The sequence below is a fragment of the Photobacterium salinisoli genome, assembly GCF_003614885.1.
Taxonomy (GTDB): Bacteria; Pseudomonadota; Gammaproteobacteria; order Enterobacterales; family Vibrionaceae; genus Photobacterium; species Photobacterium salinisoli.
In genome coordinates, this window is record NZ_QZMS01000007.1 from 1,274,715 (window position 1) to 1,289,836 (window position 15,122).

The following is a 15,122-nucleotide window of genomic DNA, read 5'->3' on the forward strand; positions in this document are numbered from 1 at the left end:
TAAAAAGCTAAAATTACGCATTTTCAGCATTATCGACTAGCTGTTCAGCAGAAATTCAACCTTGTGACAAAAAGAAACCGGTCGAACAAAGTCGACCGGTTGTGGTTACATTAACCGGGTAACTCAGTAGATATCATAGTTACCGTCTGCATTATCTGTTACTTCAACATCGTAGCTGCCGTAACCGGAAAACTCAGGAATAGCGTCATCGACATCGCACATGATTTCGAAGTCATAGTAGCCTTTCGGGATACTTGCCATACCGTAAGAATAGCCACCGTTATCATCCTGGCTCGCAGTCGTCACGTAATCAGGATCACCTGAGCTTGGACCGTCGGAATCAGATTTAAACAGATAAATCAGTTTCAGGCTGTCTTGAACGCAAGCCGAATCCAGGATTTCGCCTACAACATCTACCGCATCCAGTTTATTAACCAGCCACATACCTTTACCTGACAGCCCGTAAGCACCGTTATCCTGCATATTAAAGGCACTGTAAGGGTCAATCATCATTGAGTAAGTTTGTGGGTAGCCGTATTTGTCTTTCAGATTAAAGCCCGCAAATTCCAGCTTACCGCCCAGATCAATTTTCTTGTAATCGCCATCGTATTCCTGAACATAGGAGTAAGGGCTACCAGTGCTGATATCAATATCACCATCAAGATCGACATCATAGCCACCGCCGTAGCTACCCTGATCGTTGATATTCAGTGTCACACTGACATAGTCATCAACTGGCAGGCCCACGCCTTTCAGCAGATAAGCCAAATCATTGCTCATATGCAGTAAATCAATCAGCACCATGCCTTCTGGCAGTGCATCACTGATAATTTCTGATGGTGGCACGCAATTAGGATCTGACTTCAGCGCCTCTTCAATCACCTCATTGGTATATTCAATGATGTTGCCGGCACTGCCTTTAATCTCCAGACCCGTAATGGCCAGACACACTTTACGTGGGCCGTCATAACCGTCTCCAGGGTTACCAGGGCCGCCGGGATCACCAGGGTCCGTACCCGGATTTTCAGGTACTTCAATAGTAACGGGCACTTCCTGCTGACCATCTGAATCCAATGGTGTATTCGCAGCGTTATCCGCACTGTCTGAATCACTACAACCCGCCACTGCCATCATGGCGAGCATTAATAGAATTATACTTTTCATGTCATCACCCCTACGACAAAACTTATTCATTCGTTATTCACTATTCACCCAACCCGGCCGCCACGCCTGAAACATGCATTGAGTGGTTAGTCAGATGGCCGACTCCAACACTAAAATTCTAGGCACTCTAACGAGTCCCAAAGCGCTATCGACAGTGACACTAACGATTGAGAAACAGGTCTTAGGAACAAGACAAAACTGACCGCACGATGATGCGTAAGCAGGACAAAAAGAGGCGAAGTGAACGCTCAGAGAACTCTTGATATAACAGCCCTCAAGTCAGAGGGCTGAAAAGAACAGGAAAAAGATAGGACAAAAAACCAGCATGTTTCCATGCTGGTTTTTTGTTTTCGCTGGTTTTAAGCCGGGTCTAACTCGAGTTGTCTGCCCGGTTCCGGCTCACCTTTCGGTTCCTGGCCAAAACCACGTAAACCGACCACATGGACATGTTCCCGATCTTTAAAGATCTTACGCACAAGCTTGTAGGTGGTCCCTTTCTCCGGGCTGATGTTCTCTGGCGCGGCAATCAGCAGTTGCATGTCCAGACGATCACACAGCTCAAACAGAGTGGCGATAGACTTGGCATCCAGTCGTGCGGCCTCATCCAGGAACAGCAGACGGCATGGGATAATGTCTTTTCCACGCAGACGGCGGGCTTCTTCTTCCCAGCTCTGCACAACCATCAGCAGGATAGCCTGACCTGTACCAATGGCCTCACCGGTTGACAAGGCGCCCGATTCGGCCTGCAGCCAGCCATCTGTACCACGATTCACTTCAATGCTGAGTTCCAGATAGTTCCTGTAGTCCAGCAACTCCTCACCCAGGGTTTGCGGTGAACGCTGACCCATATCAATATGCGGGTTCAGTCGCTGGAACAGCTTGGCAATGGCCTCAGAGAAGGTCAGACGGTTATTGCCGAACAAATCCTGATGCTGATCCTGCTGATCGGCCAGGCCCGTCAGCAGGGATTCATGGGTTTCACGCACGTTAACATTCAGACGCACGCCTTTCACCTGACCAAAACTGATGTTCTGCAGGCCCTGGTTGAGCATCTTGATGCGGTTTTGCTCCCGCATAATGGTTTTACGGATGATATTCGCCACGCTGTCTGAGCTGATAGCCAGACGCTTTTCACGTGCCGTCAGCTCTTCGGTCAGACGGGCCAGTTCGACTTCCATCTCTTCGATGGCCTCAACCGGATCGTCGGTACGGATAATATCGTGACGAATACGCTCACGCAGATGCTGGTACACCGCGATGTAGAACAGTACTTTTCGTTCCGGACGTGATACGTCTTCAGAAGCACGCAACGCATCACGCAGCGTTTCATTATCGGCCACTGCCAGGCGCAGTGCCCCGAGCGCTTTGTCAGACAGCGAGCGCAGTTCGTCGGCCGTCATGTAGGCCATTTCGCGGCGATGCAGGCGACGTTCAACATCACTCTCCCGTGCCAGACGCAATACCGCGCACCATCCCGCTTTGGTGTTCACCACCAGCGTACGTAAATCGATATAGTCTTTTTCTACCTTGCGCAGGCGCTTCACCAGATTGCGCATTTCCATATCCAGTGAGGTGGTGGCTTTTTCCAGCTCGCTGCGACGATTACGGGAACTGTGAAGACGTTCATGCAGCTCATCACGGCGCAGGCGAGCGCGCTCTTCCGCTTCAAGATCGGCGCGAACGCCCAGTTCCTGCAGCTCGCGCTCAAATTCCTGTACGGTTTCCTGCTTGGCCTGATGTGAGCTCTTCAGCGACGCCAGCAACTGGTTGTACTGGTTGCTCTGCGTCTGAGCCTGTTTCAGGCTCTCACGGTGACGGGTACGTTCACGTTCAGCCGTTTCCAGTTTGGACTTCAGTTGCTCGTTGAGCTCAGAGCTCTTGCTCAGCAGCTCAACGGCATCGGCGTAGCCAAAGTGGTGGCGACGTTCGACCAAATCGGCCAGGGCAAAAATCTGACTTTTCAGTGTCTGAAGTGCCTGGTCCGCTTCCTGATACTCAGCCTGCATAGCATCAAACCGCTCAGGGTCTGTATCCAGTGCTGACACCAGAGTTTCCAGCTCTTCCAATGCCTTACCGTGGCGCTCAAGATAATGACGCGCTTCATCAATCTGGGAGAGCTGCTGCTCCACCTCTTCAAGACGGGCGGCGATAGTCTCATCTTCTAACAAGGCCACGACCGGCTGCAGTTTGGATAACAGCGACAAACCTTCACGTGCCGCGGTAAGCTGGCTTCGCTGTTGCTGCTCAGTGGCTTCAGTGTCGTTCAACTGACGCTGAATCTGATTACGCTTTTCACGAGCGGCGCGAATTGCTTCTTCCGGATCGGGATCAAAAGCGACCGCCAGGTGACTGGCCACAAAAGCATTGAAGCTCTGGTACAAACGCTGAAGCTTCTGGGCATCAAAAGAGGCCTTGGCGTGATCCTCGACAATCTGATCACGCTCTTCGCGTAAAATTGCCAGACGCTGCTCGCGGGCGGCACGGCCAAACAACGGCACTTTCGGGAAACGGGAATAACGCAGCTGCTGCTTATTAAGCTGAACACACACCGCCCCTTCCAGTTCGTCGACAACAAAACTGCTGTCATCAAACGAATCCGCTTCGCCTTCGATGATATACAGATCGTCCGGACAGTCATCCAGCCCGGAGAGTTTCTCGCGGACAGAATCAATATCCTGCACCACGATGGCATGACGTGCAGGGCCATACATAGCACTGAAATACGGCGCATCATCAATCGTGATGTCGTCGTAAATCTCAGACAGTAAGGTGCCGCCCAGCACATCAGCAATCACACGCAGTCGGGAATCATCGCTGCCGCCAGGCAAGGCCAGACGTTCGATTTCATTTTCAACATTTTGCTTGCGCACTGCCAGTTTGTCTCTGGCATGAATGGCTTCACGCTCAGATTCCAGCGTCTGATGCATGGCCGTCATCACGGCCTGACTGTCGTACAGATCCTGGTCAGATTGTTCAGCCAGTTTTTCCAGCGCATCACTGGCGGCAATCCAGGCCGGTGCTTTGCCTTCCTGCAGACTGATGTCTTTTGACAGTTGCTGTTCCTGGCGACGCAGCTCACTGCGTTTTTCCACCAGATCAGACTGATTCTGCTCCAGACTTTCCAGAGTCGCTTCATGACGGGCCTGTTCTTCAGCCAGTGCCAGTTCGCCATCAATTTCAACGGCAAAACGTTTAGCATAAGTGTCTGCCAGATCCTGGGCCTGACGCTGGTGACGCATGCTGCGCTCCAGATCGCGATACTGAGCACTCAGCTGTTCACTGCGCTGAGCAATCATTCGCAGTTCACGGCCTGTCGCCAGTAATTCACGGGCTTTTTCACCTGCCGAGGCTCTTTCCACTGCACCCGCAATCGTCGTCACAAGCTGCAGGCCGCGCTCGAATTGTTTGGCAGCGGCCGCTGACATATCCAGCTTGTGTTTCAGTGCCAGCAGTGCCGTGGTTTTACTGTCTTGCTGTTGTTTCAGCCTGGACAGCAGTTCAGCGGCATTTTCCTGATCCAGCGTCTCATCGGCCGAAATCTGACGGGCCTTTTCCAGCGCTTGAACGGCTTGCTGGTACTGTAAAGCGCGGGTTTGCTGCGCATCCAGCGCCTGCTGATAATCGGCCAGCTGAGATTTCAGGCTGTCGACCTCGTCTTCACTGAGCATGGCCTGTTCTTCCGCCATGGCCAGTTGCTCGGCCGCTTCTTCAACAATCATGACCTGCTCTTCCAGACGCTCAGTCAGCTCCAGAAGATCATCACGGTAACGCTCTATTTTTTCCTGCTGGCGAACGGCCGTCTGAACCAGTTGCAAGTGATCCGATGCCGCCTGATGATCCTGCTCCAGCGCACTCTCGTTCTCTTTCAGCTCATCAAGCTCTTGCGACAGGTTGCCGAACACCTGCTGTTGATCAATCAGCGTCTGGCGTGAGCCCAGCAATTCGCTGCGCAGGCCAAGTGTCTGTTCCAGCTTGACACGTCGCTCATTGGCGTGACGCATGTAATCGGCCGCCACATAATTGGTCGCTTCGGTGATCAGATGTTTAAACAGGTCACGATCGCTCTGGGTAACCTTGATGGCTTCAAGCGTCATGCGGTTTTCACGCAGCGCCGCTTCCATATCCTGGAAAGCTTTTTTCACACCAGAGTTATGCGGCAGCAGGTAATCGCGCAGCGAGCGTGTAATGGCACTGGAAATACCGCCGTACAGCGATGCTTCAATTAAACGGTAGAACTTAGACCTGTCGGTACTGTTACGCAGCTTCTTCGGCAAGACACCGAATTCAAACATCTGCGTATGGTAGTCGGTAACAGAAGAGAAGGTTTTGAACTGCACACCTTCGTACTGAGACACTGCGTCTTTCACTTCATTGATCTGACGCACCCGTGCCTGGTTCTCCGACAGGGTTTCCACCAGAATATCCGTCGGTTTCACCGCAGACGGCAAGCCTTGGATCAGGAAAGGTTTGATGTCGACTTTTTTGTCCCGGCCCGCAACCTGCTGCAGCTTAACCGCAAAAATGATGCGCTGGTTCTTAGAGTTGACGATATCGAGAGCAGAATAACAGGCGCCAGGTTTAAGCTTGCCGTGTAATCCCTTGTCACGGGACGCATTGGAACTTCCCGCTTCTGTGGTATTACGAAAGTGCAGCAGGCTCTGATCAGGGATCAAAGACGTGATAAACGCAGCCATAGTGGTGGATTTACCCGCACCATTACCGCCGGAAAGTGTGGTGACCAGTTGGTCAATATCAAATGTCCGGGCAAAGAAGCCGTTCCAGTTAACCATGGTCAGAGATTGGTACTTACCGCGCTCCATCAGGCGTGTTCCTCTTGCTCTGTTTCTTCATCACTTGCAGTGTCATTCGGTTGCTCTGCCTCAATCAGACTGGATTGGGTCGGCAATTGCTGATGCACGATGGCTTCACCGTCACGGATCAGGCGAAGCTGAGCCTCTCGGATGTCATCACTGTTACGTACATCCGCACCAAAGCGGAACACCGCTTCACTGATACGGAATTTACCGCTGTCACCCAGCATGATCACCATGCCCAGACGACGCATACGGCGCAGGGAAGTTTTCACTTTGTCGAACAGCTTTTCACGATCCAGATCAGAGCCTGACGCCCGGTTGGTCACCAGCTTCATGAGTTTCTTTTCATCGGCGAGCGACAGAAGCTCATCAAACAGTTCCTGATTGGTAAATATTCCCTCATGGGCCAGCCGTTCAGGGCTCAGGTACAGGAAACACAGCACTTTTCCAACCAGCATATCCAGTTCAGAGAGCACGGAGCGGCCAATCAGCGAGGTGGAGCGAGGTCGCAGATAGAAGAAGCCTTCCGGCGCCCTGACCAGTTCAGCGTTGTAGCGCTTGTAAAACAGCATCAGGTCCTGCTCAAACTCCAGCAAAAACGCATGATTATCCAAATCTTCGCTAGACACATGGCGGCCCGATCGCAGTGCATTATCCAATGCCGGGAACAAAGGGTTGGCAATGGCTTTGGCCAGGTTCTCTGGCATAAATTCTTCAATATTTGTCAATGACATTGGCTTGTACCTTGGCTCCGTAGTCGTTGATCAGTTCCCAATCAGGCTGAATCGCACTGAAATCCGACTCGGAATAACCGAGCTTCACGGCCTGATCAACAATAATACGAGCTAAATCAAAATGTTGCGCATGGGAATGCTGGGTCAGATATTCTCGGATCAAGGTGCCCAGATTGATGGCGGCACCCTGCGATTTATGGATATCCAACATTTCAGCAATTCTTTCACTGAGCTGATCGTTAACCTGGCTCAGTTCTTCAAATTCAAGCGTTTCCGGCACTATGCCCGTCACTTCATCGTCGCGAAGGACCAGTTCTTCATCGCGCATGTCGAGCAGGCGTTCAGCATCGGCGTAAGTGAGCTGCCATGGCGCGTCGAAAAACTCAGCGACCGACTGGCGCAAGCGCTGGCTGAAGGCACGGTTTTTGTCCATATCAATGGCGGTACGGATAAACTTATGCACATGCCGGTCGTAGCCGATCCACAAGTCTATTGCCTGCTGGCCCCAGTTGATGATCCGGTCCAGCTTTGCCTGCAGGGAGTACACCATGCCTTCGACATATTCCAGCTCCAGATCCGAGGTCGTGCTTATTGCATCCTGAATGGCCAGTAGCTGGGTTTGCAGCTGATCCCCGGCGGCTTGCAGGGTATCCTGAAGCTCGCGCAGGGTACTGGAGGTTTCATTGAGCAGACTTTCACAATTGGTGATGGCCGCACGCCAGTCCTGATTAAGCAGTTCAGCAATGTCTTCTTTCACCTGCTGCTGCTGTTCGTCCATGGTGCGCTGATTCAGATCAATACGATCAAAAATCTCGGCCACTGAATACTTCAGTACCGCATAAACGTTAATTTTCCAGTGCTGTTCATCGCCGCCTTCATGGGCAGCCACCGCGGCTTTGGTCAGCTCATCGGCCACCATAGCCAACTGAATCGACAGCTTCATTGATGAGAATTCGCGGTGACGGGCGTAGTAATCGGCAATACCCAGTGCCAACGGACTGAGCCGGTAGATACTGGCACCTTCTGTCATTTCACTGGTAAAACGGGAAATCAGACGCTGGCGCACCAGTTCATTGATTGCGTTATTGGCGCGGAAAACCAGGGTGTCTTTCGACTGGTCAAACATATCGCTCACAATCTTGAACGCGTCAACCAGTTCACCTTCCCCCAGTTCCTCATCCAGACGCTCGCCACTTAACACGGCAATCGCCAATAAAAATGCCAGTCTTTCCGTTGGCAGGTTAAGGGCGAATTCATGTTGTTTCACCCAGGTCACCAGCTCAGGAACAGTCTGGGATTGGTCACTCATCCGTTGTCCTTATTTGTTAGATTTATTACTTGCAACCGGCTTTATATTTCTTACTGCAACGGTTTCTGAGCGTATACATGGATATACCGCCCTAATGATAAATACGGTTCCTGACGGCAGAGACGCTGCTCCATCGCCAGTAATTGTTCAAGACTGTACTCACCCACCCGGTCGGTTCGCATGTAATCATGGAAAGTCCTTACACCGGTTTTACCCAAAATGGTAAATCCGCCTTCCGTGAGCCATGCATACACCTCTTCCGGTGTCTGCGCCGACTGGGGCTGTAGCTTGAATCGTTTGCGGTGTGGCATCCCTTGTTCGACGTGGGTTAGATTACCGCAAATAAGGTTCTTAAACAGCAAGCCATTATGGTTATAGAACATGACGGAAACGATCCCGCCCGGTTTCAGTTGCTTCATCAGGTGTTCGAGGGCTGCACGCGGATCGCTCAGCCATTCCATCACCGCATGGAACAAAATCAAATCGACCGGCTCATCCAGATAATGATCAACCTGCTGCACCGGACAATGTATGAGTCGATATTGCTCAAGCAGGCCATTTTTGGCAATTTCCGCACCTGCCAGTTTCAGCATTTCTCCAGAAAGATCACATAAAGTGATTTTATGACCACGTTTCGCAATTAATTGCGACAACTGTCCCATTCCGCCGCCAGCATCCAGCACATGCAATACTGTGCCCGGCTCTGCTGACGTCGCGTCAAGGGTATGTAAAATCTGCTCCAAATCTTGCCATACGACAGTCTGACGGATCAGCCCTTTTGCTGTACCGTAGATGTTTTCTGAGAACTTTTGGGCTAAATCATCAAAATTTCGATCTCTGATCACGTCAGTTTTCGTTATGATAGTGGCCTAGTCAGATGCTTATTGTGTCACAAGCTTTAGAGTAATAAAGACTTGGAGCGCGTATTCAAGCTCAATTGCTGAAATTTCGGACGACCTGATATGTTTGAACTGAAAAAAATCTTGTCAGCTTTTTTGATGCCCCTTCCTTTGCTGCTGATCGTGGGCATGACAGGGCTGATGATACTGTGGTTTACCCGCCGGCATAAGTTGGCCGGGTACATGCTGGCCGTCTCCTTATTGGGTATTTTCCTGGTTGCCTTCCAGCCTGTTTCCAGCAGCCTGCTGACCCCTCTGGAACGCCAGTATAAAGGCTATATTCCATCCGGACAGCCGGTTGATTACATCATGGTGTTAGGCAACAGCCATGTGGTCGACAAAGATCTGCCTATCACCTCTGAACTGTCACGGGCCTCGCTGATGCGCCTGGCTGAAGCCATACGTATCCATAATTTGTCACCCGGTTCCAAAATCATCCTGTCAGGTTATGACGGTGGTACTGAAATCAGTCAGGCCCGGATGATGGCAAAAGTGGCCATCGCGTTAGGGGTCAATAAATTGGATATTCTTCTGCTGGAAACCGCGAAAGATACCTGGGAAGAAGCCTTTCAGGCCGCTTCTGTGGTTGGCAAGCGCAACCTGGTGCTTGTGACCTCAGCCAGCCATATGCCCCGCGCCATTGCCGAGTTTAATCAGGCAGGTCTGAATCCGATCCCCGCCCCTACCAACTACCTGGCCAGTGATGAGATCCACCAGCCCTGGCTGAAATACGCACCGAAAGCCCAGTATCTGGAGCAAACAGAGCGATTTTGGCATGAAACGCTCGGCAAATGGTGGCAGAAATTACGGGACATGGCCGACAGCGCTGCCCCCGTCAATGTCGTACAGCCCGTCACTAAAAGTACCGCCGCCTGAGACACCTCAATTCGACAGCCAGTACACCACTGGCTGTCACTGCACTATCATTCCCTTCAATAGGTTACATCTTAACCAATATTCCATTTGGTTTTAACATGTTCGATTTTTGAATAGTTAAAGTAATTAGGAAGCATTCCTTAAACTCCGCTTAATCCCTATGATGCTGAAAACATTTTTTGACAGCTCTGTGCAACATGTTATGCAGGCTGGATACCTTATGAATAGAGAGATGTATGTATCTAATCGTGAACCTGGCGGTATTTGCGCTGCTGATTGCCTTTCTGGTGAAACAACAAAAAAGTGATCAAACCCTGTCCAAGCGTGTGTTTACCGGCCTGGGGCTGGGTGTCATTTTCGGTGCTGCGCTACAGTTTATTTACGGCGCCGGACATGAAGCCATTGCCACCACGCTTAAGTATGTCGGTATTGTCGGTTCAGGCTATGTCAGCCTGTTAAAAATGATTGTGATGCCTTTGATCATGGTGTCGATTATTGCCGCTATCGTTAAAGTCAAAAATGCCGGTTCACTGGGCAAGATCTCAGGCCTGAGCATTGGCATCTTGCTGGCAACCACAGCCGTGTCTGCCCTGATCGGCATTCTGGTCAGCAACCTGTTTGGCCTGAGTGCTGAAGGCATTGTGCAGGGTGCGCGTGAAATTGCCCGCGGCGAAGCGCTGCAAACCCGTCTGGCCTCGGTAGAAACCCTGTCTCTGGCTGACATGATTATTTCTTTCTTCCCTGGCAATCCGTTTGCCGATCTGGCCGGCAGCCGTCCAACGTCCACCATAGCAGTGGTGATCTTCTCGGCTTTTGTTGGTGTGGCAAGCCTGACGGTTATCCGCACTCAGCCTGAACTGGGTAAGAGCCTGGAAACTTTCGTCAATGTTGCGCAGGAAGTGGTCCGTACGCTGGTACGTATGGTACTGGCTCTGACACCTTACGGCGTACTGGCTCTGATGACCAAAGTCGTTGCCGGCTCTAACTACAGCGATATTCTGAATCTGCTGAACTTTGTCGTGGCTTCATACGTCGGCCTGGGGCTGATTCTGGTAATGCACCTGATCCTGGTCGCCGGTGTCGGTGTCAACCCGGTGCGCTTCCTGAAAAAAATCCTGCCGGTGCTGACGTTTGCCTTCACCTCGCGTTCCAGCGCAGGCACCCTGCCGCTGAATATTGAAACTCAGGTGAAAAAGCTGGGTAACGGTGAAGCAGTGTCTAACTTCTCTGCCTCTTTCGGTGCCACCATGGGTCAGAACGGCTGTGCTGGTCTCTATCCTGCCATGCTGGCGGTCATGATTGCCCCTACCCTGGGTATTAACCCGCTGGATCCGGGCTTTATGATGACCTTGATTGCGATCGTCACTATCAGTTCCTTCGGTATTGCCGGTGTCGGTGGCGGGGCAACGTTTGCGGCGATTATCGTGCTGTCGGCACTGGATATGCCGGTGGCACTGGCTGGCCTGCTGATTTCCATTGAGCCTCTGATTGATATGGGTCGTACTGCAGTGAATGTCAGCGGCGCAATGACTGCCGGTACAGTAACATCCCGGGTGCTGGGCCAGGCTGACAACAGCATTTTCGACAGCGATGAAGAAATCAGTGGTGAGCGGGCCAACGCCTGACGAATCTGACTATCGTTATTAATCCACAGCCCGGTCATTGACCGGGCTGTTTGCATTCAGGGCTGACACATTCTTATGTCATGCCCATTTTTCGTAAGCGCCGGTACAAAGTATTGCGGCTGATACCCAGCACTTTCGCGGTGCGGGAAATGTTACCGCCGTTTGCGCGATAGGTATCAAGCAAGGTTTCTGAAATTGTGGTCTCAAGTTTACTGGCCGAATCTGGGGATTCACTCAACGTGATATCAGGTAGTTGTGCCACCAGATGCTGAGGCAAATGCGCCAGTGTTAATTCAGCTTCGCCTTCTGCCAGCACCGCCGCGACTTTGAGCGTATTATCCAGCTCACGAATGTTGCCGGGCCAATGGTAACTGGCCATCCGCGCTGCCAGTAACGGGCAGACAGACATAGCGGAGTCACTGTATTGTTGCAAAATGGCTTCCGTCAGTGCCACTTTGTCCTGTCGCTCTCTTAAAGCCGGCAAGGTCAGAATCAAGCCGTTAAGCCGATAGTACAAATCCTCGCGAAAGTGCCCTTTTTCCACCGCTTCTGCCAGATCTTTATGGGTTGCGGCTATGATACGGATATCCACGGTTACCGGCTGATTCGCACCGACCGGGAGCACTTCTTTTTCCTGTAAAACATGCAGCAGACGGGTTTGCGCCGTTAACGGCATGTCTGCGATTTCATCCAGAAACAATATCCCTTTATCCGCTTGCCTAATGCGTCCCTTCTGACCCTGACGGCTGGCACCGGTAAAAGCACCCGGCACATACCCGAATAATTCCGACTCTATTAAAGCGGGTGATAACGCCCCGCAGTTGACCGCGACCAGTGGCGCATGCCGCCTAGAACTTTGACGATGCAGCTGTTTCACAAACTCGCCTTTACCCACACCGGTTTCACCCAGTACTAGTAAGCTGATATCTTTCTCGATCAACTTGCAGGCTTGCTGCCAGGCACGCTCTATCCTGTCATCACCAAAGTGCAGCGGACAAGATGGCGACAAGGTACTGGTACGACGGTAACCCGATACTGTGGCTGGCATTATTGGGTGCTTTTCAAAGATCAGAGACTGAGTATCGGACGTACCTTTTCGAGTATCGGCCATAATCTCATCCAACTGACGCCCCAATACCTGTGTCTGTCCCAACAGCCGCTCTGCCACCGTATTGTGAGCCAGTATCCGCCCTTCTTCATCCGTCACTAATATTCCCTGCCAGCCTGTTTGCAATAAGGCTTTATCACAAGCTAAATCAATGCGCATCATGGCATTAGGCAACTGACACAGCAGCGCATTCTCGACCAGTTGGACCATATTCTGCACCAGCAGCCGGGTTTGTTCAGAATGCACCTGCTGTTCACTGGTAATATCCAGCACACCAAGCAATTCGCCGGAAGCGCTGAACACTGGCCCGGCCGAGCAACTGATAAAGCGGTGCTGACGGATAAAATGCTGATCACCAACCACTGTGATAAATTGCTTCTCGGTCAGTGCATTACCTATCGCATTGGTTCCTTTTACGCCTTCCTGCCAGCAGACTCCGGACTCCAGTGAAATGGCGGTAAGGCGTTTTTCAAAACGGACCTGTCCCCACGCTTTGATGATCACGCCTTCAGTGTCACCCAGCAACAGACGGCTGTTGGTCCCCGCAAAAACCTGATTAAACAGCGGGACGGCAAACTGTTCGACAAGCGCAATCAGCTTGCCAGCCAGCGCTCGCCTCTCGTCCAGCTGTTCATTGTTCAGCCGGATATTTTCCGGTGTTTGGCTCTCATTCAAACCCGCTAACTGGCAACGACGCCAGGAGTCAGCCAGCCAATCCAACTGTGAAGTACTTGCTTGAGTCGGCATGTTCAAGTGTTCCATTTTGGTACAGTGTTCCACAGGTAACTGATAAATAACGGAACACTGGCAGCGGTCAAACACATTGATGCCGATAACAGCACCAAAATTGAAAAATTTTATTAATCATAGTGTTACATTTATTTAACAACAAGTCTGCCCTGTTGGCCTGCAATTTGCGTTGTCTGTCATGAAGATAAACAGCCTGAGTCAGGCTATCACCATGAAAATATGGATAAAAAAACTCACACCGACTCGTTAGTTCATCACATCAACAGGAAAGGAATATTGCTATGATCTACGCTCAACCAGGTTCTGCTGACGCTATCATCAATTTCAAGTCTCACTATGACAATTACATCGGCGGCAAGTGGGTTAAGCCGGTTTCAGGACAATACCTGGCAAATGTCTCACCGGTTAACGGCAAGGAATACTGTCAGGTAGCCCGTTCCGGCGAGGCTGATATTGAGCTGGCTCTGGATGCCGCGCATGAAGTTCGCGCCCAATGGGCCAGCACCAGTGTGACAGAACGATCCAATATTCTGCTGAAAATTGCCGATCGTATTGAAGCCAATCTGGAAATGCTGGCCGTGGCAGAATGCTGGGAAAATGGCAAACCGGTGCGGGAAACCCTCGCCGCCGATCTGCCTCTGGTGGTGGATCACTTTCGTTATTTCGCCGGTTGTATCCGGGCGCAGGAAGGCTCTGCGGCAGAACTGGACGCCCATACCGCCAGCTACCATTTCCCTGAGCCTGTCGGTGTTGTCGGCCAGATCATTCCCTGGAATTTCCCTATGCTGATGGCCGCCTGGAAACTGGCGCCGGCAATGGCTGCAGGCTGCTGCGTGGTGCTGAAACCCGCGGAACAGACACCTACCTCAATTCTGGTGTTGATGGAAACCATAGGTGACCTGATCCCGGCTGGCGTCGTCAACGTTGTCAACGGCTATGGCAATCAAGCCGGTCAGGCGCTGGCCACCAGCAAGCGTATCGCTAAACTGGCTTTCACCGGCTCGACAGAAATCGGTAACCACATTCTGAAATGTGCCGCCGATAACCTGATCCCTTCCACCGTCGAGCTCGGCGGCAAATCACCCAATGTTTATTTTGAAGACATTTTCGATCACGAAGATGCCTATCTGGATAAATGCGTAGAAGGTTTACTGCTGGCATTTTTTAACCAGGGAGAAGTCTGCACTTGCCCGTCCCGCGTGCTGGTGCAGGAGTCTGTCTATGATAAATTCATCGCCAAAGTCATAGAGCGGGCCATGACCATTCAGCAAGGCAACCCACTCGACACTGAGACCCAAGTGGGTGCGCAGGTGTCACAGGAGCAATTCGATAAGATTCTGAGCTATCTCGAAATCGGGCGTCAGGAGGGGGCAGAAGTCCTGTTCGGTGGCGATATCGCCAAACAAAACGGGGAGCTTGCATCCGGATATTACATTTCACCTACCCTGCTGAAAGGCCATAACAAAATGCGCGTTTTCCAGGAAGAAATCTTTGGTCCGGTGATTGCTATTACCACCTTCAAGGACGAAGCCGAAGCGCTGGCGATCGCCAATGACACCGAATACGGTCTGGGCGCCGGAGTCTGGACCCGGGATGCCAACCGCGCCTACCGGATGGGACGAAGCATTGAAGCTGGCCGGATCTGGGTGAACTGCTATCACGCCTATCCGGCGCACGCAGCCTTTGGGGGTTACAAAAAATCCGGGATTGGCCGCGAAACCCACAAGATGATGCTGGATCATTATCAGAACACCAAAAACCTGCTGGTGAGCTATGATGTCAATCCGCTGGGTTTCTTCTGATCCACCATATTGCCTGAAACTCTATCGATAACGGTGTTCAG

At 51.5% G+C, this 15,122-nt stretch carries 9 protein-coding genes; 3 read left to right on the forward strand and 6 right to left on the reverse strand.

Annotation, left to right across the window (positions count from 1 at the left end; genetic code table 11):
• Positions 1–123: 123 nt before the first annotated feature.
• The 5 genes from D6M16_RS06580 to cmoM all read right to left on the reverse strand — a co-directional run bounded on the left by D6M16_RS06580 (position 124) and on the right by cmoM (position 8,866).
• Positions 124–1,164: a hypothetical protein gene (locus tag D6M16_RS06580; protein ID WP_144409009.1), complete on the reverse strand. Its 1,041-nt coding sequence runs from the start codon at positions 1,162–1,164 to the stop codon at positions 124–126.
• 359 nt (positions 1,165–1,523) lie between these two features.
• Entirely contained in the window at positions 1,524–5,984 is a 4,461-nt protein-coding gene (mukB, locus tag D6M16_RS06585) for a chromosome partition protein MukB (protein WP_120511114.1), read from the reverse strand.
• The gene (gene mukE, locus D6M16_RS06590; protein ID WP_027253292.1) at positions 5,984–6,712 is read right to left on the reverse strand and encodes a chromosome partition protein MukE; all 729 of its coding nucleotides are present in this window, start codon (positions 6,710–6,712) and stop codon (positions 5,984–5,986) included. Before mukE ends, mukB begins: the two co-directional genes overlap by 1 nt.
• Positions 6,693–8,021, reverse strand: a complete 1,329-nt coding sequence (gene mukF / locus D6M16_RS06595) for a chromosome partition protein MukF (RefSeq protein WP_120511115.1) — start codon at positions 8,019–8,021, stop codon at positions 6,693–6,695. Before mukF ends, mukE begins: the two co-directional genes overlap by 20 nt.
• Positions 8,022–8,071: 50 nt before the next feature.
• Positions 8,072–8,866: a tRNA uridine 5-oxyacetic acid(34) methyltransferase CmoM gene (gene cmoM, locus D6M16_RS06600; protein WP_120511116.1), complete on the reverse strand. Its 795-nt coding sequence runs from the start codon at positions 8,864–8,866 to the stop codon at positions 8,072–8,074.
• Positions 8,867–8,983: 117 nt separating this feature from the next.
• Between cmoM and elyC the strand changes: the two genes are divergently transcribed.
• Together elyC and D6M16_RS06610 are read left to right on the forward strand one after the other, a co-directional pair.
• Positions 8,984–9,796: an envelope biogenesis factor ElyC gene (gene elyC / locus D6M16_RS06605; protein WP_120511117.1), complete on the forward strand. Its 813-nt coding sequence runs from the start codon at positions 8,984–8,986 to the stop codon at positions 9,794–9,796.
• A 236-nt stretch (positions 9,797–10,032) separates the two neighbouring features.
• Entirely contained in the window at positions 10,033–11,421 is a 1,389-nt protein-coding gene (locus tag D6M16_RS06610; RefSeq protein WP_120511118.1) for an L-cystine transporter, read from the forward strand.
• Positions 11,422–11,494: 73 nt separating this feature from the next.
• Here the strand turns inward: D6M16_RS06610 and D6M16_RS06615 are convergent, their stop codons facing one another.
• Complete coding sequence (locus tag D6M16_RS06615; RefSeq protein WP_120511119.1) at positions 11,495–13,276, reverse strand: sigma-54-dependent Fis family transcriptional regulator; 1,782 nt, start codon at positions 13,274–13,276, stop codon at positions 11,495–11,497.
• Positions 13,277–13,560: 284 nt separating this feature from the next.
• Between D6M16_RS06615 and exaC the strand changes: the two genes are divergently transcribed.
• Entirely contained in the window at positions 13,561–15,081 is a 1,521-nt protein-coding gene (gene exaC, locus D6M16_RS06620) for an acetaldehyde dehydrogenase ExaC (protein ID WP_120511120.1), read from the forward strand.
• Positions 15,082–15,122 lie beyond the last annotated feature (41 nt).

Excerpts from the sequence above, each read along its gene's own strand:
- D6M16_RS06580 (WP_144409009.1), bottom strand. The coding sequence starts at position 1,164 with ATGAAAAGTATAATTCTATTAATGCTCGCCATGATGGCAGTGGCGGGT.
- mukB (WP_120511114.1), bottom strand. The coding sequence starts at position 5,984 with ATGGAGCGCGGTAAGTACCAATCTCTGACCATGGTTAACTGGAACGGC.
- mukE (WP_027253292.1), bottom strand. The coding sequence starts at position 6,712 with ATGTCATTGACAAATATTGAAGAATTTATGCCAGAGAACCTGGCCAAA.
- mukF (WP_120511115.1), bottom strand. The coding sequence starts at position 8,021 with ATGAGTGACCAATCCCAGACTGTTCCTGAGCTGGTGACCTGGGTGAAA.
- elyC (WP_120511117.1), top strand. The coding sequence starts at position 8,984 with ATGTTTGAACTGAAAAAAATCTTGTCAGCTTTTTTGATGCCCCTTCCT.
- D6M16_RS06610 (WP_120511118.1), top strand. The coding sequence starts at position 10,033 with ATGTATCTAATCGTGAACCTGGCGGTATTTGCGCTGCTGATTGCCTTT.
- D6M16_RS06615 (WP_120511119.1), bottom strand. The coding sequence starts at position 13,276 with ATGCCGACTCAAGCAAGTACTTCACAGTTGGATTGGCTGGCTGACTCC.
- exaC (WP_120511120.1), top strand. The coding sequence starts at position 13,561 with ATGATCTACGCTCAACCAGGTTCTGCTGACGCTATCATCAATTTCAAG.